Source organism: Saccharopolyspora sp. NPDC002376 (genome assembly GCF_053593195.1).
On sequence record NZ_JBSFBZ010000003.1, the window covers coordinates 69,543 to 92,389 of the forward strand.

A 22,847-nucleotide genomic window follows, 5' to 3' on the forward strand; every position below is an offset into this window, starting at 1 on the left:
TGTGGATGCGGACACAGCTGGGCCTTTCCCCGGTCAGCTCTGCCATGCCTCGTCCGGCACCGGCGGTAGGGTGGCGCCGGTCTCCAGCAGCGTCTTCAGGTCGGAGAGCAGGTGTGGCCAACCGGCGCTGACCATCTGTCGCATCATGCTGCCATCGGGGAAGTCGTCGTGGATGACGGTGAGCTTGACCGTCTGCCCGAACGGTTCGATCTCGAACGTGACCTTCGACCGGGTCTCGGCGGCGAGCGTGGCGAGTACGTCGTCGTCGATGCCGGCGGCGGCAGCCCATTCCGGGGTCGGCGTGTGCCACGTGTAGGAGAGCCGACGGTACGGCTCGGCCTCCAACACGACCTGGTCCGGATCAGCGGTGCGGTGCCCGTTTTCCTCCCAGACCATGGGCGATCCCGGGCGCCAGTCGGTTTCGAAGGCGACCCCCCAGTATCGGCGAGTGAACGCTGGATCGGTGAGGGCCTGCCACAGCTGCTCCGGTGTGGTTTTGATGAAAGTGGTGTATGCGAACGCGGTTTCGCTCATCGGTGATGACTCCAATGCTTGCTTGAGGTCGGAGAGTGCCTCCGCGCGACGCCGGTCGTACCGGTGCATCCAGCGATCAGCGATCGCATTGATCGGCGCGGCGTTCAGGTAGTGCAGCTTCTCCCGGCCGCGACGAATCGTGGTGACCAGGTTGGCCTCCTCAAGCACCGCGAGGTGCTTGCTGACTGACTGCCGGGCCATGTCCAGGCCCGCGCACAGCTCGCGCAGACGCTGCCCGTTGCGGGAGTTGAGGCTGTCGAGAAGCTGACGCCGATTCGGGTCGGCCAACGCCCTGAAGACCTCGTCCATAGCTCCCACGCATCGCAAAGAAAGGCACCCTGTTGGCTGCCTAAAAAATAGGCAGCCAACAGGGTGCATGTCAAGCTGGCGGATAGCGTGCGGCGCGCTGCTTCCAACGGGGTCTCTGTGAATCCGTTCACGTCAGCCAACAGAACACCTTCACCGGGAAACTCGCCCCGAAGATGCTCCGGGTCGTCCTGGAGTACGCGAAGCAGCTGGCGGGGGTGAGGTGCGGCACCGCTGGCGCTTAACGGTTGCCGTTAATAACGTGCTACGTTAAACTCATGCTGCGATCTTTCGCTGACAAGGAGACCGAGCGTGTATGGCAACGGCGTCGTTCGCGGGTTCTCGATCAGAGGGTTCAGCGGACGGCTCTGCGCAAGCTCGCCATCCTTGATGCGGCGGAGACCGTGGAGGACTTGCGCATCCCGCCGGGTAACCGGCTGGAGAAGCTAAGTGGAGATCGGGCTGGTCAGCACAGCATTCGCATCAACCAGCAGTGGCGCATCTGCTTCGAGTGGACGTCGGCTGGCCCGGAGAACGTCGAGATCGTGGACTATCACTGAAGGGAGCTGAGGATGTCTGACGAGTTCGTCATGCCTCCGGTCCACCCCGGGGAAGTCCTGGCCGAGGAGTACTTGGAGCCGCTCGGCATCACCCAGCACCGCCTGGCGGTGGCGATCGGCGTTCCACCGCGCCGGATCAACGAAATCGTGCACGGCAAGCGAGGGATCTCGGCGAACACATCTCTGCGACTCGCACGCTTCTTCGGTACTTCCGAGCGGTTCTGGCTCAACCTCCAGTCGCGCTACGACCTGGAGCGGGAGAAGGACGCCCTCGCTGGCACGTTGGACCGAATCCAGCCTCTGTCCGCGTGACGGAAGGTGTCGCCCTCGCGGAGCGCGTCAGGGTGCTGGAGACGAGGTCCCGCCTGCTAGCGGTCGGCTTCGGTGTAGTTGGCCAGGTCTGCTTCGATGCCGGTGCGGGTGAAGAACTCCGCTGGGTCGAAGTCGGCTGCTCGGTGGACTTGGTGCACCGCAGTCCGCGCTCCCGCGAGGTCGTCGGCTGACGACCACTTGACGATCGTGACGACGTTGAACCGGCCCGGGCCCGAGTGCTGTTCCAGCAGCACGTCGTCGACGAAGCCGGTCTGCTCCCGCAGCACGGCATGAGTCCGGCGGACATGGGTCCAGAACTCGTCACGAACCTGCTCGGGAACGTCGAACTTGTCCACTCGGTAGACCGCGGTCATCGGGCGCTCCTCGTCTCGTGTGATCGATTGCCCGTCACGCTAGAACTTCCAGATAACTCGAGATCAAGCCTGAATTTCGCAGTAGGCGAGGTTGTGTTGGGTGTTGAGGCTGACCGGTGACGATGACTTGACTTCGAATGCATGATGACTGCAAAATGACTTCATGGCTGTGCTGACGATTAGAGATGTGCCAGAGGACGTCAAAGATGCTCTCGCGCAGGATGCGCGTGAGAGCGGGCAGTCCTTGCAGGCCTTTCTGCTGGGTGTCCTGCGGCGGCAGGCGGCGTTCAGCCGTAACCGGCAGCTCCTTTCCGAGATCGAACGCGACCTCGCCGAGGGCGGTGGTGCCGGTGACGACGCGCCCGATGCTGCAGCGCTCTTGGAGCAAGCGAGGCCGAACGATCTGGATGGTGGGGTTGGCCGTTCCGGGGCAGGGGGCGCGGCGTGATCGTGGTCGACGCCTCGGTGCTGGCGAACATGCTGCTCTACGCGGACGAGCGAGGGCGCCGCGCAAGAGCTGTGCTGGGCAGGGATGTCGAGTGGGCTGCTCCTGAGCACTGGAAGGCGGAGGTCTTCTCGGTTGTCCGCGGACTCACGCTGGGCAGCAAGATCAAAGAAGATCAGGCGGCCCGAGCGGTTGATCGTCTTCCAGTGCTCGGTATCGAGCACGTCTCGCTCGACGAGCTGCTTCCTCGCATGTGGCAGCTTCGCGCTGCTATCAGCGGTTATGGCGCCGCATACGTGGCATTGGCGGAGGCTCGCGGTATCCCGCTCGTGACGGCAGATGGTCGACTCGCGCGCACCGCGACGAGCTACTGCAGGGTGGAGCTAGTCGCTCCTGGAGCGTGATGGCGCTTGTGGGAGTGCTCAGCGAGGTTGGGCTACCGCCTCGAGCTCGAACCGAGCTGGACGGTCACGCCTCGGTGCTAGATGGCGCCACGACGTGCGGGTGGGCGAAGTCCGAGTTGTCGATGATGGTGTTCATCTTGGGGAGGGGGTCGACTTCTCGGAGGTAGATGCGTTCGGCGACCAGGTACCTGTTGCGGTGGATCGACTCCGCTTCGGATCCCGCCCAGTTCTGGTCGCGCTCGCCGCCTCGTCGGACGGACAGCTCCTCGTCCACCTGCAGCCAGATCCGGAAGTCCCAGTACTCGTCGATCTCCGGTCGGAAGGCGAACACGCCGTCCACGATCAGCACCGCGTCCGCGTCGATCGGCGTCAGTTCCGACGAGTGATCGCGTTGGGTCAGCGGGTCGATGCTGCACAGCGCCGCGGATGCCGTTCCCGCTGTCCTGCAGGGGGCCAGCAGCAGGCGCTTGACCGACGCGTAATCGTACGCGTTTCGGTAGTAACCCTCGCCGGACTCCCGGTCGTACAAATGCCGGTCGCGCCACGGGTTCTTGAAGTCGTCGAGGGTTGCGCGGAGCACCGGTCGTCCGGCAGCGCTGATCCACGCAGCCAGCTCATGTCCGAAACTGGTCTTCCCCGCGGCGGTGAAGCCGTCGATCCCCACCAGCAGACGTCCCTGGCCGAGAGCCAGGATGCGCTTCGCGGTCTCTTCGACCAGTGCGCTTCGTCCTGGCGAAGCTTCCGGAGGACAGGGCTGCTGCCAGGACGAAGCGGAATGGTGCACGTCTGCGCGGGGCGGCTGCATGAGGTGAAACCTATTGCCTGACGCGCAGATGAGGAAGATCAGCCCAGCTCGGCGAGTCTGGCGGCATGTCCGGGCAGGTGCTGCGTTGCGCGCAGGTGGATCAGCTCATTCCACGTGAATTGTTGGTCGGGGACGGGGTTTCCGTCGCGATCGACGATGCTCATCCGCACAGCGGCGTGCTCGGGGATTCGGTTGATGAGCGCGGTGAAGTCCTTGGCGTTGCGGCGCACGAGGTCGACTCGCTGCTGGTGGGAGGTGCTGCCGATCAGCCCGTCGAGCGCTGCGGGGTCCATGGCTTCGCGGTTGTCGACGACGGCGGTGCCTCCGGCGAGGACGTCGTGCGCTGCGGCGATGAGGATGCGGTCGCTGAGTACGAGGTGGGCGATCGTCCGGTCGACCTGCGATCGGGCGTCTTCGGGTAGCGGGTCGGTGATCGCTTCGGCGGTCCGGATCAGTTCGCGGTACGCGGCTTCGAGGGCGCTCGGGTTCATGAGATCTCCAGGTGGTTCAGACGAGGGCGGCGGCTCATTTCGGCGAGGGCGATCAGCAGCACCAGGCACAGCACTGCGATGAGGGCCGCGAAGGCCTGCACGGCGGGCAGCAGGCCGATCGAGGTGGCGAGGAAGCCGACACCGATCACGGGCAGTCCGACGCCGAGGTAGATGAGGGCGTAGAAGCTCGACAGCACGTCGGCGTGGCGATCGGCGGGTGCGGCCTGGTTGACCGCGGTGAGTCCGCCGAGGAACGCCAGCCCCTGTCCATCCCGGCGATGACGGTCGCGATCAGCAGCAACGCCAGCGAACGCAGCTCGCCGGCCGCCGCGAGCAGTACCAAACCCGTTGCCAGCAGCGGAAGTCCGATGAGTTCCAGCGTTCGCGCCGGGCGGCCGTAGCCGAGGAGCTGCGCCACCGCGGAGCTGGCCAGCGGTGAACCGACGCGGTGGGGTGACATCTGCTCTCCCTGTGTTCGAGATTTCCGAACATAACACATGTTCGGAAATCTCGAACATGGTTCGCTACGATGGAGGCATGGCGAGCCGCACCGCGACCGAACTGGTCCATCCCGCACGCGATGAGCTGCGCTTCACCGGCGTGATGGCCGCGCTCAGCGACCCGGTGCGCTTGGCGATCGTCGCCCGGCTCGCCGAGGTCGGACCCGACGGCGAGCTGGCGTGCGCGACGTTCGCACTGCCGGTCAGCAAGTCCACCCAGAGCGGCCACTTCAAGGTTCTCCGGGAAGCCGGCGTGATCCAGCAGCGGAACGAGGGAACCCGCCGCCTGAACCGGCTGCGCCGAGAAGACCTCGAAGACCGGTTCCCCGGACTGCTCGACCTCGCCGTCCCCCAAGGACGCGCGGTGATCGCCGACTGGTCGTGAGCGGCCTCAGCCGCGAAATTCAGGTGCGGCCGGTGGGCTCGATGGCCATGCTGGCCGGATGGATCGCCACGAAGTGGCTGGTTGAGCGGGTATCGCGGAGTGCTCGGATTCGTCTGCCTGCTGCTCCGGCGGCAGTAGGAGGTGTGCTGTGGACGTGCGGGTGATCGACGGTTCGCGGACTCACGTGGCCGATGCGGCGCGGATCTGGGCGGAAGCAACAGCGGCGCGCGACCAGGAAGAAGTCGCACCGCTGCAGTTCGCGACGCCGATCATCCAAGGGGTGCTCGACAGGTCTCCCCGGTCGCTGCTGCTCGTTGCGGTCGTGGGGGACGCGGCGCTCGGGTTCGCGGCGGTCGAGCCGGTGGACTCGTCGACTGCCGAGGTGAGTTACGTCGGTGTTCACCCGGACGCGTGGGGTTCGGGAGTGGGCACCTCGCTCGTGAAGGAGCTGCCGTCCCAGCTTTCGGCGCGGGGATTCACCCACGCGCAGCTGATGGTCTACGTCGACAACCACCGCGCGGTCCGGCTCTACGAAAGCGCTGGTTGGCGGGCCGTCGGGCGCCCCGCACCGCATCCACGATCGGGCAAGCCGGAACAGCAGTACGTGCTGTCGCTGACCGGGTAGGACCGGGCGTTGGATGCGTGGCGCTCGGTCAGCTCTCGGCCGATCTGGGCGAGTTCGGTGCGGACCGACTCCGGTTCCCGCGCTACCTGGCGATTCTCGCTGCGGGCCGCGAACACTTAATTCGGTGGTGGATGTCGGTGTGGCGTGGGAAGTTTCGCGGCATGACGGGATCGAATCCGAAGGCTGAACTGAAGCTCTACTTGAAGGCCGCCCGCGAGGCGCTGCTGTGGAAGCTCGACGGGCTCTCCGAATACGACGTCCGTCGCCCGCTGACGCCGACGGGCACCAACCTGCTGGGGCTGGTCAAGCACGTCGCGAGCATGGAAGCCGGGTACTTCGGCGTCGTGTTCGACCGGCCGTTCCCGCAGCCGCTTCGCTGGCTGGAGCCGGACGCCGAGCACAACGCGGACATGTGGGCGACCGCCGACGAGTCGCGCGCGTGGGTCATCGATTTCTACCGCCAGGCGTGCGAGCACGCGGACGCCACGATCGACGCCCTCGAACTGGACGCGCCGGGCAAGGTGCCGTGGTGGCCCGCCGACCGGAGCGAGGTGACGCTGCACCGGATCCTGGTGCACGTGATCGCCGAGACCCACCGCCACGCCGGACACGCCGACATCGTCCGGGAGCTCATCGACGGCCAGGTCGGCTTGGTCAACGGCAACGAGAACATGCCGCCCGCGGACAAGGCCTGGTGGGCGGACTACCGAGCCCGCCTGGAGCGCGTCGCAACAGAGGCCGCCGAGGCCTGAGCTCGCGGTGCCGCCCAACACGCTGGGGTGAACTTTCTGCCGCAACGTCTTCGCAGGTGGCGAAGAACTGCTGGCGGAGGCACGGACGGCATGGCCGGACGTTGGTGCATCGAGTGCTCTCGCGCATCGACGTCGTTCTGGTATCGGCCGAAATCGCCCGCAGGGCTGGAGAAATCCTCGGCGCGACGGGCTTGTCCGGTCATCGCTGCGCGATTGACGTGGTAGTCGCGGCGACGGCTTTGGATCTCGCGCGCCCGGTGGTTCTGCTGACCAGAGACCCGGACGATCTCAACCAACTCGTCGACGAACCAGAACGACCAAAGCACGAACGAGTAGTAGTCCGCCACGTCTAACGGATCCGCAGATCCCCGCCGAGGAGTACTTGGTCGAGCGCTGACGGGAGAACGGTGACATTGAACTTCGACGGCTCCGCAGAAGCTCGTGCACATTTCATGGACTTGTTGGGGGCGGCGGAACGGGGCGAGCGGTTTCGCGGTTCGCTCGTTTCGCCACTGCCTTCGCGTGCGCAGGTGGTTCGCGAGGACGACGGTTGTTCGGTGTTCATCCCCGGACTCCCGGTGGCGGCTGATGGGGACACAGTCGACGAGGCGATCGGCGAGATGGTCACGGCGCCGCGCGAATACGCAGATGATTGGGAAGAGCATCTCCGCGATGCTCCGAATCATCGTCTGAACTGGGATTTGGTCCAGTTGGTGCGGCTCGGCGATGACGGGCAACTGCGGGATTGGTTGTTGGGGGAAGGTTCGTGATCCGGCGGGCAGCGCGGAGTGAACGTCGCGTGAACGAATTTGGGGAAAACGGACAGGTAGTCCTCGGGTTTGGGCATTGCCGAGAAAGATTCGGTATGGTGGCCAGAACCAGCCCTCATGACACCTCGGTGGCGTCATCGTGACACCACCGCACACCACCCCTCCCGGGTGCGTACACAGCGCGTTTGCCCGTGCACGCCGCGTTGATCGTGATCGAGACCACCCGCGACTGGCGTCACATTAAGGGGGGTCGGCGCAGCGCGAACACGGTACGTGGTGCGACCATGTGGAGCATGGCTGGTAAATCCGATCCCACGCGGATTCTCATCCTCGGTGGCGGTTACGTCGGCATGTACACGGCACTTCAGCTGCAGAAGAAGCTGGGGCGCCGGGAAGCCTCCGTGACGGTCGTCGATCCTCAGCCGCACATGACCTACCAGCCCTTCCTCCCGGAAGCGGCCGCGGGCAACGTTGAGCCCCGCCACGTGGTAGCGCCACTGCGACGAGTGTTGAAGCGGTGCCACGTTGTCACCGCCGCTGTCACTGAGATCAACCACGACCAGAAGGTCGTCACGGTCGCCAACCCGCAGACCGGTTCAGAGCAGATCGCCTACGACGTGCTCGTCGTGGCGCTGGGTTCGGTCTCCCGGCTGCTGCCGATCCCCGGCCTCGCCGAGGAGGGCATCGGGCTCAAGACCGTTGGCGAAGCGACCTACCTGCGCAACCACGTGCTGGGCAAGATGGACGCCGCCGCGAACACCGACGACGAGGAGCTGCGCAAGCGGCTGCTGACCTTCACCTTCGTCGGTGGCGGATTCGCGGGCGTCGAGGCGCTGGCGGAGCTGGAAGACATGGCCCGCTTCGCGACCCGCTACTACAACAACATCAAGCCCGACGACATGTCCTGGGTGCTCGTCGAAGCCGCTGGCCGGGTGATGCCCGAGGTCAGCGAGAAGATGGGCGTCTACGTCGTCAACGCGCTGGAAGAGCGCGGCATCAAGGTCTACCTGAACACCTTCCTGAAGTCGGTCGAGGGCGGTCACGCGGTCCTCTCCGACGGCACGGAGTTCGACACCGACACCCTGGTGTGGAACGCGGGCGTCAAGGCCAACCCGGTGCTGAAGAACAGCGACCTGCCGCTCGACGAGCGCGGCCGGGTCAAGGCCAGCGCACACCTGCAGGTCGAGGGCCTGCCGGGCGTGTGGGCCGCTGGTGACTGCGCCGCGGTGCCGGACCTGTCCAAGACCGACGAGAACCCCGGCGCGACCTGCGCGCCGTCGGCTCAGCACGCGGTCCGGCAGGCCAACCAGCTCTCCAAGAACGTGCTGTCGGCGCTGCGCGGCAAGCAGACCAAGGAATACCGGCACGCCTACGCCGGTTCGGTCGCGGGCATGGGGCTGTACAAGGGTGTCGCCGACGTCTACGGCTTCAAGGCCAAGGGCTTCGTGGCGTGGTTCATGCACCGCTCGTACCACGTGAGCCGGATGCCCACGTTCAACCGCAAGCTGCGCATCATCATCGACTGGACGCTGGCCTTCCTGTTCAAGCGGGAAGTCGTGTCCATGGGCCAGATCCAGAACCCGCGGGCTGCGTTCGAGCACGCTGCGGAGAGCTGATCGGTCCAGTCGGGGCAGAGGCGACGAAGCCGCGTGTCGCACCGGCACGCGGCTTTCTTGCGCCGTAGTTCTGCTCTGTGCGGGCTACTTGATGATCAGATACCCTTGACAGCCCGTAGCGAGTAATCGAAGACTGTTCCTCGATGTTCGCCTGAAAGGGTGTGCCGTGCGGGAGAAGGGATGAATCCCTTGACGCTGAAGGAACTGGCTGCCTTGTTGCGCAGTGGCGCGGTCGAGAAGGGCCCGCTCGCCGATTTCGCGGCGGATTACCGCGAGGCGGCCAAGGTCTTCCGGAAGAAGGACGACTGACGATGGCATCGGCCGAGGCGCAGCCCGCCGACACCGGAGGTGTCTCCGAGCCGTCTCTGCGCCCCACGCCGATGCTGCTGCAGGGCCAGGACTACTTCTTCCGAGCCCCCGACACCCCGCTGGACTTCCAAGAGCGGATGTTCGCCGCGGACCTGGTGGAAGACGATCCCGGTGACCCCGTACCGTGCGTGCTGGTGCTGGCCCGCGCCGCCGACATGGAGATGAACGAGCTCTCCCTGGCGCTGGCCGAGCACGACATCCGCATGGTGCGCATCGACGCCGACCGCTGCCTGGAACTGCCGCTCACCATCTACACAGACACCCCGCTGATCGAGTTCCAGCGCTGGCTGCTGCGCCCGGTGCTGGTCTGGCGGCGGCACTTCGACATCGATTCCGTGCCGGTCGACCCGACCACGGTGCACGGCGCCTACGTCCGCGAGCAGTGGCGGGCGGTGGCCAACTGGCTGTCCTGCCGGAACGACTGGGAGCGGGTGAACTCGGTGCACGTGAGCGAGCACCTCGACCGGCTGACCCAGCTGCAGGACGCGGCGGCGGTCGGCCTGCGCGTGCCCCGCACCGTGGTGACCACCATGCCCGGCCGGAGCCGTCCCGGCGGCGGACGCTGCATCGTCAAGACGGCCGGCCATCACCTCCTAGAGCCCGAACCCGGCGCGCTGCGCGGACTGTTCCCGCAGCCGCTGGACATCCGCCGCTCCGGCGAAGTCCTCGAACAGGCCCCGGTGCTGGTGCAGCAGTACCTCGACGCGGACCGCGAGCTGCGCGTGTTCGTGGTCGGCGACCGCACGATCGGTTTCCGGGTGCAGAAGCTGGACCCGGCGCAGCTGTGGGTCGACCCCGAATCGGTGGTGGTCGAACCGGTCGAAGTCCCCGCCGAGCTCTCCGAGCGCCTGCTGGAGCTGTGCCGGAACTGGGGGCTGAGCGTGGCGGGCTTCGACCTGCTCGGCGTCGACGACGACTGGGTGTTCCTCGAGGTCAACGTCAACTGCGACTGGCGCTGGTTCGAGCACAGAGCCGACTCGACGGCGGTGTCCGCGGCGGTCCACGACTGGATCAGAACCCGCTTCGAGGAGCTGACGACCACGGCGACCGGCGGGTGGGGCCGTTGGTGAACCAACCGACCAGGTGCGAATTACCAGAACCGGGAACCGAACCGAGCGTCGCAACGTCGTAGTGGTGCGGCCCCATTGTGCCGACCACCAGGCCCCCGTAGCCCAACTGGCAGAGGCAGACGACTTAAAATCGTCCAAGTGTCGGTTCGAACCCGACCGGGGGCACGTATGGCATCAATCCGCGCCTGCTTGAGCAGGCGTTTCTTGTGCAGTGATCATGATTTCGTTGATCCTTACCGCCGCGTTGGTGACCTGGGTGACTCGAACAGTCGTCGTAGGAGCTGCTCGGGGGCGTGGGCGAGGTTCATCGTCAGGTAGGGCAGCGTGTCGAGCAGGGCGACGTCGTCGCTGCTGGGTTTGCTCGGTTCGGAGCTGTCGGCGTTGTCGAGTTCGGCGACGCTGGCCAGCGTGGCCGTCTTCTGGGTTTGCAGCTCGTTGTAGGTGCCGCGCAGTGCTTTGGTGAACGGGTCGTCGGGGTCGCCGTCCTGGGCTTGCCGCGGACTGAGTTCTGTCGGCGGGATTTGGTGTGCCCCTTGTTGGCCTTCATAGGGTTGGGGTGCCGGTGGGTCTTGGCCTTGTACCCGTAGGGGGTTTACCGATTTTCCAGCTTTCCCGGACGTGGGTGCACAGACCTGACCCAGGATTGTTCGAGGCTGTTGATCTAGATCTCGACCCGGTGAAAGAGGGCGATAGTCATCCATAGCAGCAGCCGCAGAAGAACATGCGCCGGAACAGATATGTGCGCCGTGCGTCCGGGCGAGTGTTGCGGTCCTTGCCCAGTCTCTCCGGTAATCACGGGGCGTCAGCAACATCATGGACACCGGAACTGTGCCTGCGTCACATCCCCGAGCGTTCCGTTACCAGTGGCGTGACCCCTTAAACCACTATGTGATTCGGGTCACATTATGGTTGAATACAATAAGTTTTGATAAGCCGTGACGAGGAGGTTGGCCTAATGCTCCGGGGGCATGCCCACGGTACGCCCTCCCTTGAGGATGCTCACGACCGGTTCCTCGAGGTTGGCGAGGTTACCCAGGGTGCGGTGCGGCGGGTGATCACTGAATCCTGGCACAGGTCGCAGGCCTACGGTGTCGGGATTGACGATCTTCGGCCGCCGTACACCTGCGATATCGATGTTGAAAGTCGGCTCCTGTGCGCCGCACGGCCGGTGCTCGACCGCCTCGAGCAGGAGCTTTCCGGTGTCTCCATGAGCGTGATACTCACGGACGCGAACGCATGGGTAATCGCACGCCGCACTGGCGACCGAGTCCTCGACCGGAAGTTGGACCAAATTCAGTTGGCCCCGGGATTCAGCTATGCCGAACAACATGTCGGCACCAACGGGATCGGAACGGCGATTGAAGCGGGTCGAGTATTCCACGTATTCGGGAGTGAGCATTTCTCTGGGTCATTGCGGAACTTTTCCTGCTCAGGCGCGCCGATCCACAATCCGCTCACCGGTCAACTAATGGGCATCATTGATGTCACCTGCCAGCGTTCCGACGCGACGCCGTTGATGAGCGCGCTGGTCCAGGAAGCGGCGAGGGACATCGAGCAACGGCTGCTGGATCTTGCTGGTGCGAGCGAGCGTGTACTTCTGAACGAATTCCTGGCGGCCCACCATCGCAAAGGCAAGGCAATTGTGACCATGAGCAATGACGTGGTCATCAGCAACGCGGCGGCAGCCCAGATGCTGGACCCCAGCGACCACGTCTTGCTTCGCGAGAAGGTGGCCGAACTGACCAATTCTGGTCACGACGCTGTCGGGCATGCCACCCTCAACCGCGGATACGACGTGACCCTGCGCTGCCGGCCGGTTTTCTTCTCTTCTGAGCGTGCTGGGGCGGTGCTCGAGATCAGCCGCAAGACCGCCAGCAGGAAGTCCAAGCTACAAGCGCGTCCAGTCCTGCCCCAGCTCGGTCTCAAGGGCAGCAGTCCGGTGTTTCGCAATGTGTGCTCGGAAGTTGAAGAGCATTGTTGGCAACGGTCATGGGTGTTGATCACGGGGGAGCCCGGTGTGGGCAAGCTTGCGGTCGCCCAGGCCGCCCACCGCCGCTGCTTCCCGGCCGCTCGACTGGTCGTTGTCGATGCGGTCGACCTGACCCGGTCCGACGGGGATCAGAGGAGGAGCCTGGGCATCGAGCTCGGGGAGTGCGACACCCTGGTGATTCGCCATATCGACCGCTTGAGCCCGGCAACGGCGCGAGAGCTCGTGGAGATCGCCAGCTCGGTGAAGGGGCAGACCGGTGGTCCGTGGTGCGTTGCGACATCGGACAATCTGGGAGCGGTTGACGCTGATTTGATGCGGATGTTCTCGGCCACTACCACGGTGCCACCACTTCGGCATCGAGCCGACGACATTGCTGAGCTTGTTCCGGAACTCCTGCGTCGCCTCGCTGGCAGCGACCAGGTCACCTGTGGCGCGGCAGCGATGCGGATTCTGCAGCGAGCGCTGTGGCCCAACAACGTCACTGAACTCGAAGAAGCGCTGCGCGCGGCGCTGAAAAGGCGGCGTGTCGGCGAGATTGCGCCGCGAGATCTACCGGAGTCCTGCCAGGCGGTCGCTCGCCGTGTGCTCACCAACTGGGAAGCGCTCGAACGCGACGCTCTCGTCCGAGCGCTGAACGAGGTGGACGGCGACAAGATCCGCGCGGCCTCGCTGCTGGGCATCTCGCGAGCGACCATCTACCGGAAGATCAAGTTGTACGGCATCTCGGCATGATGCGCGCCGTTGGCGAGTGGCACCTCATCGAAGCTCGAGTTTCCTTCTTGTGTGCTGCGTGGCCCTGCTGAGGTCGGCAAACCAAGATCACTGAAGACCTGCCTCGATGGATCCAGGCTCAGCTCCCGAGGCCTTGGCCTGAGCACGGCCGCTGCGGCTGGGCGCCCGTCGCAAAGTGAGACGACGACGTGGGGCTTAGTGCCCTAGCGTCATATGTGTCGACCCCGGAGAAACCCCGGAAAAAGCGACGGCGATCAACCCGAACTACCAAGGTGATCAAGGTGAGCACGATCCCCCGAGTAACCTTCACCGAAGCCCGATACAGGGCGCTGAGCGCCGTGTCAGAAGGTGAGATCTGTTATCACAACGGGCTCAGTCAACCCGCCCTGGGATATGACTGGGTGGCGGGCCTTTCCCGACGAATGGCCGATGACGTCCGTCATACCCTGCACAGTCTGTGGGCTGCGGATTTGATCGACATCGACACGCACAGCCTGTTCGTGCGACCGGGCCACAGAGTCATGATCACGCCCAAGGGGTACCAGGTGTTCCGCCAATGGGCGACGGCTGCCGGTCATGATCGCGCGACGTAGCGACAAAGATCGCCAAAGGAAACTACCTGCTTGCATCGTCGGTTTGGTCGAAGATCCAGTCTTGACCGACGAGCAGGGATGGAGGTGATGAAACCGATGCTGCTCCACGCCTGGCCGGACCGAGCCGAGGGCCCGCGACACCGACGTTCCCCAAGGGCTTCCCAGCCCGCGGCGGCGGAGGTTCTGCGGTTCGGTCAGCGCTATGCAGACCTCTGCGATCGTCGCCTGGCGGACAGGCTGACCCTCGAGGATGCGACGGAGGAAAACGAGGAGCTCTCGGTTCACGAACGCATCACGTGCCGCTTCCACCGGCGCTGGGTGCACGAGTGCATCAGCTCGCCGGTGCACGTGATCATCCTGACCGGACATCGATGGTGTCGGCGCTGCGAGGCCGAGGCCTCGATCGCGGTCGACGAACTGACGGGTTCGGTTGCCGTAACCTGCACGCGCTGCCGCTGTTCCCCCGACACGGCGGCAACGCGGCAGATCCTTCGCACCTGCCGCGCCAGCCTGGCCGCCGCCGGGGAAAGCCGCCGCGCGCGGGCAGCAGAGAAGCGCACGACAACGGCAGCCTGACGGTTGCCCTGTGCCATCCGCAGGTCGTGATGTCCCTTTCAGCGTGCAAGCAGATCGACTGCACGGTCGCGATCATCGGGCCTCACCACTGCGGCCACGGCGACGCACTATCCGCTGCACCTGGACAACGAGGCCTGTCTCCTGGGTGGCCTCGACGCCGACGGTCGCCGGGATATCGCAGCCGCGCTCGCGACAGTGCTGGAAGCGCACGGCGACATCGCTGGCTAGCGGGAAGTCTCGGGGTTGCTCCCCAAGAAAAGCTCCGCCTGATCACGAACAGGCGGAGCTCTTCAATCAGCGCAGATCGAACCGTTGATCTTCGGCGGCTCCGCATCACCTGAATGGGACGGTCTGGGGGAAGGCCTGAAGGACTGCCCAGACGAGCCCGGAAACGACTGCTCCGATCCCGGCGAGCTGTCCCGGAGTTCGCGCGCGTCGCTTCTTGCCCGTGTCCTTCCGCTTCGCCCGTATCAACTGGGAGATCAGCCCGACAACGAGCCCAACGACCGCCCCTGCCGCTACGACGAGCAACGTCGCCACCACAGCTGGCATGGCGTTCCACCTCCTGCGCCGGACGTTGGGCCCCCTCGGCCAGCCGCACCAGGGGCGAACTGCCTCGAAACCACTGCTCGACCCGCTCGGGTTCCGCGCATCTGCCTAGAGGTGACTTTCGGCTCTGTTGGGCGGTGCCAGCCCGAGTGTGCTTGAGCAGAGGGGTTCGTAACGGCGGCGGATGACCGTCGCCCGCCCATCGCCAGATGGTTGCTCAAGGCGGCGTGCATCCCTGCCGAGCAACCGAACTCCGCGATGGGAGGTGCGACGATGCCGAGCGAGGGGGAGCTGCTCAGCCAGGTCTTGCAGAATTCGATCAACGATGCGCAGCACAGGTTGGAATTCTTCAACGCTTGCCAAAATTCCTTCCTCGTGAAAATGTCGACCGGAAAACACCTTCCCGCCGATATCTACGATCCCGACGGTCCGATAACGTACCAATACGAAGCGAACTGGCTGCAGGGAAATATTTCGGATGCGCAGCGAGACCTGGATCAGCTCAAGGCGTTGCAAGTCAAATCGTACACCTCTTGGTCCGCTCGAACCGACGAGCTGCGCAACTGGTACCTCAGCGGAACCACTAAATCCGACCCGTACGCCGACGCTGAGTCGTACCAGGACTACTGGAAAGGGCTGCAGCGCAGCGCGGCGAGGGACACGGATTTCCTGGCCAAGATGCGCAGCGACCCGAAATGGATGGATAACCACTACGGGAACCCCGTTGCGCAAGGACCGCTCCGAATCCCCAGTTCGAGGCCCGCCGACATCGGTGACGAGACAGTGCCACCAACGCTCCCGTCACCGAACAGGCCGAACGCAGGCGCCAACGCTGCGGAGGTGGCCGCCGCCGAAGAACCCGCCGTGCCGGCCGCAGCGGATGATCTCAAGAGCGTCGCCGCGACCGACGCCGCCGGCTTGACGCCCGAAGTCGGGGTCTTGGAGACGACCGCCGTCGAGTCGAGCCAGAGTGTCGCGTCCGATGCAGGGCTAGCCGGAGGCATGGTAGCGACCCTTGAAGTTACCTGCGGTAACGTCATTTCCTGGACTTTGGGGTTCATCGGGACGGTCATCAGGGGAGTGGCAACCGTCCTGGGTTGGCTGGCCAGTTTGATCGGTGGCTGGGACGTCCTGATCACGGTCCTGCTGGCAGCCGCCACCGCCACATTCGTCTCCCACATGTGGGATTACCTGAACGGTCCCACCATCCCGCCGCCAACACCGCCCGCAGTGCAAGCCCCTCCTGTACCCGGCCCAGATCGAGGCGGCACCGGAAACCAGAATCCGAACAGCGGCAACAATTCGAACCAAGGCTCCAACGGCGGGGACAACGGTTCTGGATCGAACGCGCCCAACAGCAACGGGAATCAGAACCCGAACAGCGGCAACAACTCGAACGCCGGAAATCAGAACCCGAACAGCGGAGACAACAGCTCGAACCAAGGCTCCAACAGTGGGAACAACGGTTCTGGATCGAACGCGCCCAACAACAATGGGAACCAGAACTTGAACAGCGGAGACAACAGCTCGAACCAAAGCTCCAACAGTGGGAACAACGGTTCTGGATCGAACGCGCCCAACAACAATGGGAACCAGAACTCGAACAGCGGAGACAACAGCTCGAACCAAAGCTCCAACAGTGGGAACAATGGTTCTGGATCGAACGCGCCCAACAGCAACGAGAACCAGAACTCGAACAGCAGCAACAACTCGAACAGCAACAGCCAGCAGGGCGGACAGTGCTCACCCTGTGGTGGAAGCAGCGACAAGAGCGGCAACAGCGGGGGAAGCAGCGAGGGCCAGAACAACACCGGCAGTAGCGGCACTGGCAGCAGCAGTGGATCTGGCAGCAGCAGCGGATCTGGCGGCTACGGTACTGCCTTCCATCTCAACATGGCCAACTGCTGCTGAGATCTGGGGTTTTGCGGGGCGCCAGGACCTAACTGCCGCACTCGCGGCAGTTCGCCCACAGGGACAGTTCTCCGCTCTGCAGCCGTTCCTGGCTTAAAGCGGTGACAGGATCATGAGGATTTCGTCGCGGTCGTCTTGTGGGGACAGGCGGAGGACGCCGGGCCAGCGGCCGATCTCCTGCCAGCCCGGCGCTGTTGCGCACTCACGACCCCACCCCCCGGGCTGGTTCACATCGGTGGGAGAACGAAATCTCCGCGGATCGGGGGGTACGGGAATGAACGGGGTTGGCGTGCTGTTTACGGTACGCTGTACGGGCAACGGATCTGGAGGTGCGGGTGGGGCTGGGTCGGTGCGCGGTGGTGTTCGAGGTTGGGGACGTGCCGCGGGCGGGGGTGTTTCTTGTTCATGGCCCGGATGGCGGGTCGCCTGAAGTCTCGGTGGGGGAGCTCGGTGACGCGGTGGTGACGCTGCTGGAGGACGGCGCGGTCCTTGCTCGGCGCGTTCCGGTGCGTCGGATTCCGCTAGTCGAGGCGTTGCCGCTGTTGGTTCCGCTGGATGGGGACGTGCATCCGGCTGCTGGTTTTTGGGGTGCTGCGGCAAAGTTCGCGTTGCACATGGTTGCGCGCGGGCGGGTTTTGCCGGGTGTCCACGAGAGCGGTGTTGCTGCGTGGCGGATGGGGCCGTTCGACGTTGTCGACGTTGAGCGGTTGCGTGCGCTGGCCGCCGCCATTCCGGCTAGTGCGCGGGCGGTGCCGGTGGATCCGGACGCCGATCGGTTGATGTTGCCCGACGCTGCGGAGCTGTTGCGCGAGTTCTTCGACGCGGTCGCCGACGCGATGCCTCGCAATCCGGCTTGGTCAGCCGGCGAATCGCTTTACGCGGCTCAGGAGCTCACAACCGCTGACGAGGAGCTCCGCGAGTGGGCGCAGCAGGTCGCTGCGGGCGTTGACGCGGGTCTGCGCGTGAGCTTGCGGCTGGAGCTGCGCGGCGACTACGACGAAGCTCCGTTCACCGCCGTGGTCCGGCTGCGCAACCTCGCCGATCCGACGCAGGCGGTCGACGCCGAGACGTTGTGGGCGGGGGAAGCGCACGGTTTCGGCGACCGCGCGACGTTCGAAGCGATGCTCGCGGTGCGCCGGGCCGCTCGTGCGTGGTCGCCGCTGGAAAGCCTGTTGGCCGAAGCCGAGCCGGTCGAGTTGGAGCTGGTCGACGAGGACGTGGTGGACCTGCTCGGCGGTGGCGAGGCGCGGTTGGCGGCGATGGGGGTCGACGTCGAATGGCCGCCGGAGCTCTCCCGCGAGCTCAACGCGCGGGTCGCGGTGTCCGCGTCCAGTGACCGGCCCGACGATGTTGCGGCCTACCTGCGGGAATCCGGTCCGTTGCCGATGTCCTGGCAGCTGACCCTCGGCGGCGCGCCGCTCACCGACGCCGAGATGGATCTGGTGGCCAAGTCGCGCCCGGTGGTTCGGCTGCGTGACCAGTGGTTGCTGGTCGAACCCGAGTTGGCGCGGAAAGCGCGGGAACGGGCACTGCCGTCGGTCCCGGCTTATCCGGCTTTGGGCAGCGTGCTGGTCGGCAGCGCGGTGGTCGAGGGCGTCCGCGTCGAAGCCGTTGGGGAGGGTTGGCTCGGTGAGGTGGTCGATCGGATCGCCGATCCTGACGGAGGACCGGAGGCGCTCGGGCAGCCGCCGGAGCTGACCGCGACATTGCGCGACTACCAGCAGCGCGGTCTGCGCTGGCTGGAGCGGATGACGTCGTTGGGGTTCGGCGGATGTCTGGCCGACGACATGGGTCTGGGCAAGACGATCATGCTGATCTCGCTGCACCTGCGGCGCGCGGTGGGGCCGACGTTGGTGGTCTGCCCGGCTTCTCTGCTGAGCAACTGGGAGCGCGAGATCGAGAAGTTCGCGCCCAGCACGCCGGTGCGCCGGTTTCACGGGGCGGAGCGCTCTTTGTCCGGTGCAGAAAGCGGTTTCGTTCTCACCACCTACGGGACGATGCGCGTTGACGCGTCGACGTTGGCCGCGCACCGATGGGGAATGGTCGTCGCTGACGAGGCCCAGCACGTCAAGAACCGCTTGAGCGGTACGGCGAAGGCGCTGCGCGAGATCCCCGCGGACGCCAAGGTGGCGTTGACCGGTACGCCGGTGGAGAACGACCTGAGCGAGCTGTGGGCGATCTTGGACTGGACCTCGCCGGGGCTGCTGGGGCGGATGGGCGAGTTCCGCGCCGAGTGGAGTCGATCGGTGGAGGAGGGGCGGGACAACGCGACCGCGCAACGGTTGTCCCGGCTGGTGCGACCGTTCCTGCTGCGCCGCCGCAAGAGCGATCCGGGTATCGCGCCGGAGTTGCCGCCCAAGACCGAGACCGACCACCTGGTTGCCCTCACCTCGGAGCAGATCGCTCTCTACCAGCGGGTGGCCGACGAGGTGATGGCCGAAATCCGCAGCAGCACAACCGAAATCGCGCGGCGTGGTTCGGTGCTCAAGCTGTTGGTCGGGCTCAAGCAGGTGTGCAACCACCCGGCGCACTACCTGAAGGAAGACACCGCGTCTGCCGCTCGCTCGGAGAAGTTGCAGGCGCTGGACGAACTGCTCGGCACCATCCTCGCCGAAGACGGTGCGGTGCTGGTCTTCACGCAGTACGTGCAGATGGCCCGGCTGTTGGAGAAGCACCTGGCCGATCACGGGGTGCCAGCACAACTGCTGCACGGCGGTACGCCGGTGGCCAAGCGGGACGAGATGGTGCGGCGGTTCCAGGCCGGTGAAGCGCCGGTTTTCCTGCTCTCGCTCAAAGCCGCTGGTACCGGTCTGAACCTGACCCGGGCCGACCACGTCATCCACTACGACCGCTGGTGGAACCCCGCCGTCGAGGAGCAGGCCACCGACCGGGCGCACCGGATCGGGCAGGACAAGCCGGTGCAGGTGCACCGGTTGATGGCGCAGGGCACGTTGGAGGAGCGGATCGCCGAACTTCTCGTGCACAAGCGGGAATTGGCCGATGCGATCGTCGGTGGTGAGGCGGCGCTGAGCGAGCTTTCCGATGCCGAGCTGCGGCGACTGGTCGAATTGAGGAGCGTCTGAGATGTCCTACTACGACGATGACGACTTCTACCTCGACTTCGACGAGGACGAACCGGTGCGCGCGGCGACCTTCCCCGCCTTCCCGCCGGGCAAGCGGTACGGCAAGAAGTTCGCCGACACCTGGTGGGGCAACGCGTGGATCGAGGCGATGGAGTACACCGCGCTCGATCCGGAGCAGCTGAAGAAGGGCCGCAAGTACGCCTTCGCCGGTCAGGTCGGGGCGATCACGGTCAGCCCTGGGCGGATCTCCGCGCCGGTGCACGACGGCGACCCTGACCAGCCGCATCGCACCGAAGTCCACCTCGCGGAGCTGACCGGCTCGGGCTGGGAGCGGTTCCTGGACCGGGTGGCCGGCCGGGCCGGGCACATCGCCGCGCTGCTCGACCGGGACATGCCACCGGACCTGGTCGACACCGCCGAGGACGCGGGCGTGCGCCTGCTGCCGAGCTTCGGCGACCTCGAAACGGACTGCGACTGCCCCGGCTGGGACAGCCCGTGCAAGCACGCGGCAGCGCTGGCCTACCAGGTTTCCTGGCTGCTGGACCGGGATCCGTTCGTCCTGCTGCTGTTGCGCGGCCGGGCGGAGGACGAGCTGACCGAGGAACTCCACCGGCGCAACGCTCGGCAGGAGACGGCCGTCGGCGAAGGCGGCGACGTGGGCACTCCCGCTGCTGAGGCGTGGGCAGCTCCGATCGCCCCGTTGCCGGAGGGGCCCGGCCCGGTGCTGGTCGAGCCGCTGGACCTGGCGCCGCTGTTGGAGGACGTGGAGGTCGAGGAGGCGCCTGTCGACACCATCGCGCTCACCGCGCTGGCCGCCGACGCGGTGGACCGCGCTCGTGCTCTTCTGTCCAATGTGGGCGGAGGTGGCGTGGCGGGGCGTCCATTGGAGCCCAGCCCGGCAGAACCGCAGGTCGGGGGATTTCCAAGTTTAGGGAAATTTGGGAGGACTCCGCAGTCGACGGCGGAGCCGAGGAGCGACGTCTACGGCTGTGACAAAGGTGTTTGAGGTCCGTTCGGCGCGCGGGTGGCGTGCCGAACGGACCTCGGGGTTACCAGGCTGGGCGGGTGGTGGTTCGGCGGCGGAGTTGCTTGGCCGGGACCACGCGGGCTCGGTCCACCGCGATGACCGTGACCAGGAGTCCGGCCACTAGCCAGGCCACCAGCTGGAGGACTCCGCTGGTTGCTCCTCCGGAGCCCGTGACGATCGCCGAGAGGGCCTGGATCGCGCCGTGCGTGGGGAGGAAGGCGCTGGTGCTCTGGAGGAATCCGGGGATCGTGGAGACCACTCCGGTTGCTGCCGTCAGGACCAGGACCGCGATGGAGACGATTCGGCCGGTGTTGCCGAGGAGGGCGATCAGGGCTTGGTTGAGGGCCACGAAGGCCAGGGCCGCTAGGAGGGTTACTCCGGCGAAAGCCGCCCAGGATCCGAAGCTCAGGCCGAGGAACGGGGCCAGGGCTGCGCTGACCAGGACCGCTCCGATCGCCGCGATCAGCACGCCGGGGAGCAGCGAGGAGAGCACCAAGCGCCAGGTGGAGCGGCGCGAGCTCGCCGCGTCGGCCGGGATCGCCCTGGTCACGGCGTAGATGCCCAGGGCTGTGGTCCAGAACGCGATCGCGATCAGCAGGGCGATCAGGGACTTGCCGAAGCCGGGCAGGTCGGACTGCAGCGCGGCCGGGCTGGACGCCACCGTCTTGAGGTGGGCGCGCTCGTCGTCGGTGTAGTTGGGCAGCTGGTCGGCCGCCGGGCCGATCTGGTCGGCGAACTGCCGGTTGCCGTCGGCGACCTGCTCGGCGCCGGAGACCAACTGGCCCACGCCACCGCCGAGCTCCTGGACACCGCCGTTGAGCTCTTGGACACCGCCGTTGAGCTGGTTCAGGCCGCCGGACAGCTGCTGCGCGCCGTCGCTGAGCTGCGTGCCGCCGTCGGCCAGCTGGCCGATCCCGCCGACCAGTTGGCCCGAGTTGTCGGCGAGCATCCGGGTGCCCTTGGCGACCTGCTCGGAACCGTAGGCGAGGCCTTCGAAACCGTCCCGAGCCTGCTTCACCGGCTGCTGGATCTTGTCCTTGATGCCGTCCAGCACGCCCTCGTACTGGTTGAGCTGGTCGATGTCTTCGCGCAGGCGGGTGCAGAAGTCCGAGGTCAGGCCGTCGACGGGGCACTGCTCGGCGAGTTCGGCGAGCCCGTCGAGCTCGGGGGAGTCGGGGATCTGGTCGGTCGCGGCCAGGATCTGGTCGGCGAGCGGGACGAACTGGTCCGCCATCTGACGGTTGCCCGCCGCGACCTGCTCCGCGCCGTCGGCCAGCTGCCGGGTTTGCGCGGGCATCTGCGAAACCTGCTGGTGCAGCTGGTTCAGGCCGCCGGACAGCTGCGAAGCGCCGTCGGCGAGCTGCGCACCGCCGTCGGCCAACTGCGGCACACCGCCGGCCAACTCGTCAACGCCGCCGACCAGCTGGCCAACGCCTCCAGCCAGCTGCTTGGTTCCGTCGGCGAGCTGCCCACTGCCGTCCGCCAACTGCCGCGCGCCGTCGGCGGCGGTGCCCAGCTGACCGTGCATCTCGGAAAATCCGCCGTAGAACCCGTCGAGCAGCATCTCCAAGATCTGCTGGTTGAACACCGAAACGCTCTGCCGCGCAGCAGCTTCCACCGCCGCCGCGTCGGCCGGGGCAGCGACCGGCGAGGTGTCCACGGTGATCCCGGCCCGGGTGGCGTCCATCGGCTTGCCGGTCATCACCGACGCCGTGTTGCGGGAGAACGCCTCGGGGATGGTCACCGCCGCCGCGTACTGGCCGTCAGCCAGGCCTTCCGAAGCCTCCTCGGAGGAGGTGATCTGCCAGACGTAGCCGGAATCGGTGCTGTTGACCAGCTTCGCGGCCATCTCCCGGCCCAGCGGGGCCATCTGACCGTTGATCGTGGCCGGCTCGTCGTTGTTGACCACTGCGACCTTGGCGGCGCCGTGCTGGCTCATCGGCGCCCAGAAGGCCCAGGCCAGCACGCCGACGACGAGCACCGGGACCAGGGCGAGCCCGATCCAGGTGAGGCGCCCGACCGATCCGCCGGCGCGCCGGGTGGCGTGCGTGAACGGGTTCAACATTGC

The 22,847-nt window shown here is 66.0% G+C and carries 25 protein-coding genes and 1 tRNA gene; 18 read left to right on the top strand and 8 right to left on the bottom strand.

Going from position 1 to position 22,847, the window contains the following annotated elements; translation table 11 throughout:
• Positions 1–33: 33 nt before the first annotated feature.
• The gene (locus tag ACWCO2_RS03295) at positions 34–843 is read right to left on the bottom strand and encodes an ArsR/SmtB family transcription factor (protein ID WP_450126073.1); all 810 of its coding nucleotides are present in this window, start codon (positions 841–843) and stop codon (positions 34–36) included.
• A gap of 275 nt (positions 844–1,118) precedes the next feature.
• On the opposite strand from ACWCO2_RS03295, the gene ACWCO2_RS03300 reads away from it, so the two are divergent.
• On the top strand, positions 1,119–1,400 hold the full coding sequence (locus ACWCO2_RS03300; protein ID WP_450126074.1) for a type II toxin-antitoxin system RelE/ParE family toxin: 282 nt from the start codon (positions 1,119–1,121) through the stop codon (positions 1,398–1,400).
• 12 nt (positions 1,401–1,412) lie between these two features.
• A complete protein-coding gene (locus ACWCO2_RS03305) occupies positions 1,413–1,712 on the top strand; it encodes a HigA family addiction module antitoxin (RefSeq protein WP_450126075.1) in 300 nt (99 codons plus the stop codon).
• 56 nt (positions 1,713–1,768) lie between these two features.
• Here the strand turns inward: ACWCO2_RS03305 and ACWCO2_RS03310 are convergent, their stop codons facing one another.
• Positions 1,769–2,086, bottom strand: coding sequence for a hypothetical protein (locus ACWCO2_RS03310; RefSeq protein WP_450126076.1), 318 nt, complete (start codon positions 2,084–2,086; stop codon positions 1,769–1,771).
• Positions 2,087–2,249: 163 nt separating this feature from the next.
• Here ACWCO2_RS03310 and ACWCO2_RS03315 point away from each other — a divergent pair, with 163 nt between their 5' ends.
• Both ACWCO2_RS03315 and ACWCO2_RS03320 read left to right on the top strand, forming a co-directional pair.
• On the top strand, positions 2,250–2,534 hold the full coding sequence (locus ACWCO2_RS03315) for a FitA-like ribbon-helix-helix domain-containing protein (protein ID WP_450126077.1): 285 nt from the start codon (positions 2,250–2,252) through the stop codon (positions 2,532–2,534).
• The gene (locus ACWCO2_RS03320) at positions 2,531–2,935 is read left to right on the top strand and encodes a type II toxin-antitoxin system VapC family toxin (protein WP_450126078.1); all 405 of its coding nucleotides are present in this window, start codon (positions 2,531–2,533) and stop codon (positions 2,933–2,935) included. The genes ACWCO2_RS03315 and ACWCO2_RS03320 overlap by 4 nt, the downstream gene beginning before the upstream one ends.
• 64 nt (positions 2,936–2,999) lie before the next feature.
• Here ACWCO2_RS03320 and ACWCO2_RS03325 read toward each other — a convergent pair whose 3' ends face one another.
• From ACWCO2_RS03325 to ACWCO2_RS03340, 4 genes are read right to left on the bottom strand one after another with little or no spacing between them, the layout of a single operon-like run.
• Positions 3,000–3,740, bottom strand: coding sequence for a uridine kinase (locus ACWCO2_RS03325; protein ID WP_450126079.1), 741 nt, complete (start codon positions 3,738–3,740; stop codon positions 3,000–3,002).
• 38 nt (positions 3,741–3,778) lie between these two features.
• Positions 3,779–4,231 carry a hypothetical protein gene (locus tag ACWCO2_RS03330; RefSeq protein WP_450126080.1) on the bottom strand — a complete coding sequence of 151 codons (453 nt, stop codon included), beginning with the start codon at positions 4,229–4,231 and terminating at the stop codon, positions 3,779–3,781.
• A complete protein-coding gene (locus ACWCO2_RS03335) occupies positions 4,228–4,380 on the bottom strand; it encodes a hypothetical protein (RefSeq protein ID WP_450126081.1) in 153 nt (50 codons plus the stop codon). The genes ACWCO2_RS03330 and ACWCO2_RS03335 overlap by 4 nt, the downstream gene beginning before the upstream one ends.
• Positions 4,377–4,691: a hypothetical protein gene (locus ACWCO2_RS03340; protein ID WP_450126082.1), complete on the bottom strand. Its 315-nt coding sequence runs from the start codon at positions 4,689–4,691 to the stop codon at positions 4,377–4,379. Before ACWCO2_RS03340 ends, ACWCO2_RS03335 begins: the two co-directional genes overlap by 4 nt.
• 77 nt (positions 4,692–4,768) lie before the next feature.
• Between ACWCO2_RS03340 and ACWCO2_RS03345 the strand changes: the two genes are divergently transcribed.
• The 8 genes from ACWCO2_RS03345 (at position 4,769) to ACWCO2_RS03380 (ending at position 10,483) form a co-directional block, all read left to right on the top strand.
• The gene (locus tag ACWCO2_RS03345; RefSeq protein ID WP_450126083.1) at positions 4,769–5,116 is read left to right on the top strand and encodes an ArsR/SmtB family transcription factor; all 348 of its coding nucleotides are present in this window, start codon (positions 4,769–4,771) and stop codon (positions 5,114–5,116) included.
• A gap of 148 nt (positions 5,117–5,264) precedes the next feature.
• Positions 5,265–5,741: a GNAT family N-acetyltransferase gene (locus ACWCO2_RS03350; protein WP_450126084.1), complete on the top strand. Its 477-nt coding sequence runs from the start codon at positions 5,265–5,267 to the stop codon at positions 5,739–5,741.
• Between the two features lie 161 nt (positions 5,742–5,902).
• Positions 5,903–6,493, top strand: coding sequence for a DinB family protein (locus tag ACWCO2_RS03355; protein ID WP_450126085.1), 591 nt, complete (start codon positions 5,903–5,905; stop codon positions 6,491–6,493).
• Positions 6,494–6,606: 113 nt separating this feature from the next.
• Positions 6,607–6,846 (top strand): type II toxin-antitoxin system VapC family toxin, encoded by a 240-nt coding sequence (locus ACWCO2_RS03360; RefSeq protein ID WP_450126086.1) that lies wholly within the window; start codon positions 6,607–6,609, stop codon positions 6,844–6,846.
• A 54-nt stretch (positions 6,847–6,900) separates the two neighbouring features.
• On the top strand, positions 6,901–7,263 hold the full coding sequence (locus ACWCO2_RS03365) for a type II toxin-antitoxin system HicB family antitoxin (protein WP_450126087.1): 363 nt from the start codon (positions 6,901–6,903) through the stop codon (positions 7,261–7,263).
• 293 nt (positions 7,264–7,556) lie between these two features.
• A complete protein-coding gene (locus ACWCO2_RS03370; protein WP_450126088.1) occupies positions 7,557–8,879 on the top strand; it encodes an NAD(P)/FAD-dependent oxidoreductase in 1,323 nt (440 codons plus the stop codon).
• Between the two features lie 311 nt (positions 8,880–9,190).
• Positions 9,191–10,318 (top strand): ATP-grasp domain-containing protein, encoded by a 1,128-nt coding sequence (locus tag ACWCO2_RS03375; RefSeq protein ID WP_450126089.1) that lies wholly within the window; start codon positions 9,191–9,193, stop codon positions 10,316–10,318.
• A 91-nt stretch (positions 10,319–10,409) separates the two neighbouring features.
• Positions 10,410–10,483 (top strand) — tRNA-Leu (locus tag ACWCO2_RS03380).
• A 68-nt stretch (positions 10,484–10,551) separates the two neighbouring features.
• Here the strand turns inward: ACWCO2_RS03380 and ACWCO2_RS03385 are convergent.
• On the bottom strand, positions 10,552–11,019 hold the full coding sequence (locus ACWCO2_RS03385) for a hypothetical protein (RefSeq protein WP_450126090.1): 468 nt from the start codon (positions 11,017–11,019) through the stop codon (positions 10,552–10,554).
• Positions 11,020–11,369: 350 nt separating this feature from the next.
• Between ACWCO2_RS03385 and ACWCO2_RS03390 the strand changes: the two genes are divergently transcribed.
• The 6 genes from ACWCO2_RS03390 to ACWCO2_RS03415 all read left to right on the top strand — a co-directional run bounded on the left by ACWCO2_RS03390 (position 11,370) and on the right by ACWCO2_RS03415 (position 20,758).
• Entirely contained in the window at positions 11,370–13,040 is a 1,671-nt protein-coding gene (locus ACWCO2_RS03390; protein WP_450126091.1) for a sigma-54-dependent Fis family transcriptional regulator, read from the top strand.
• A 281-nt stretch (positions 13,041–13,321) separates the two neighbouring features.
• On the top strand, positions 13,322–13,633 hold the full coding sequence (locus ACWCO2_RS03395; protein ID WP_450126092.1) for a hypothetical protein: 312 nt from the start codon (positions 13,322–13,324) through the stop codon (positions 13,631–13,633).
• An 87-nt stretch (positions 13,634–13,720) separates the two neighbouring features.
• Entirely contained in the window at positions 13,721–14,209 is a 489-nt protein-coding gene (locus tag ACWCO2_RS03400; protein WP_450126093.1) for a hypothetical protein, read from the top strand.
• A gap of 822 nt (positions 14,210–15,031) precedes the next feature.
• Complete coding sequence (locus ACWCO2_RS03405) at positions 15,032–16,669, top strand: hypothetical protein (protein WP_450126094.1); 1,638 nt, start codon at positions 15,032–15,034, stop codon at positions 16,667–16,669.
• A 437-nt stretch (positions 16,670–17,106) separates the two neighbouring features.
• Positions 17,107–19,752 carry a DEAD/DEAH box helicase gene (locus ACWCO2_RS03410; protein ID WP_450126095.1) on the top strand — a complete coding sequence of 882 codons (2,646 nt, stop codon included), beginning with the start codon at positions 17,107–17,109 and terminating at the stop codon, positions 19,750–19,752.
• Position 19,753: 1 nt separating this feature from the next.
• Positions 19,754–20,758, top strand: a complete 1,005-nt coding sequence (locus ACWCO2_RS03415) for an SWIM zinc finger family protein (protein ID WP_450126096.1) — start codon at positions 19,754–19,756, stop codon at positions 20,756–20,758.
• A gap of 43 nt (positions 20,759–20,801) precedes the next feature.
• On the opposite strand, the gene ACWCO2_RS03420 is transcribed toward ACWCO2_RS03415, so the two are convergent.
• Positions 20,802–22,844, bottom strand: coding sequence for a YhgE/Pip family protein (locus tag ACWCO2_RS03420; protein WP_450126097.1), 2,043 nt, complete (start codon positions 22,842–22,844; stop codon positions 20,802–20,804).
• Positions 22,845–22,847 lie beyond the last annotated feature (3 nt).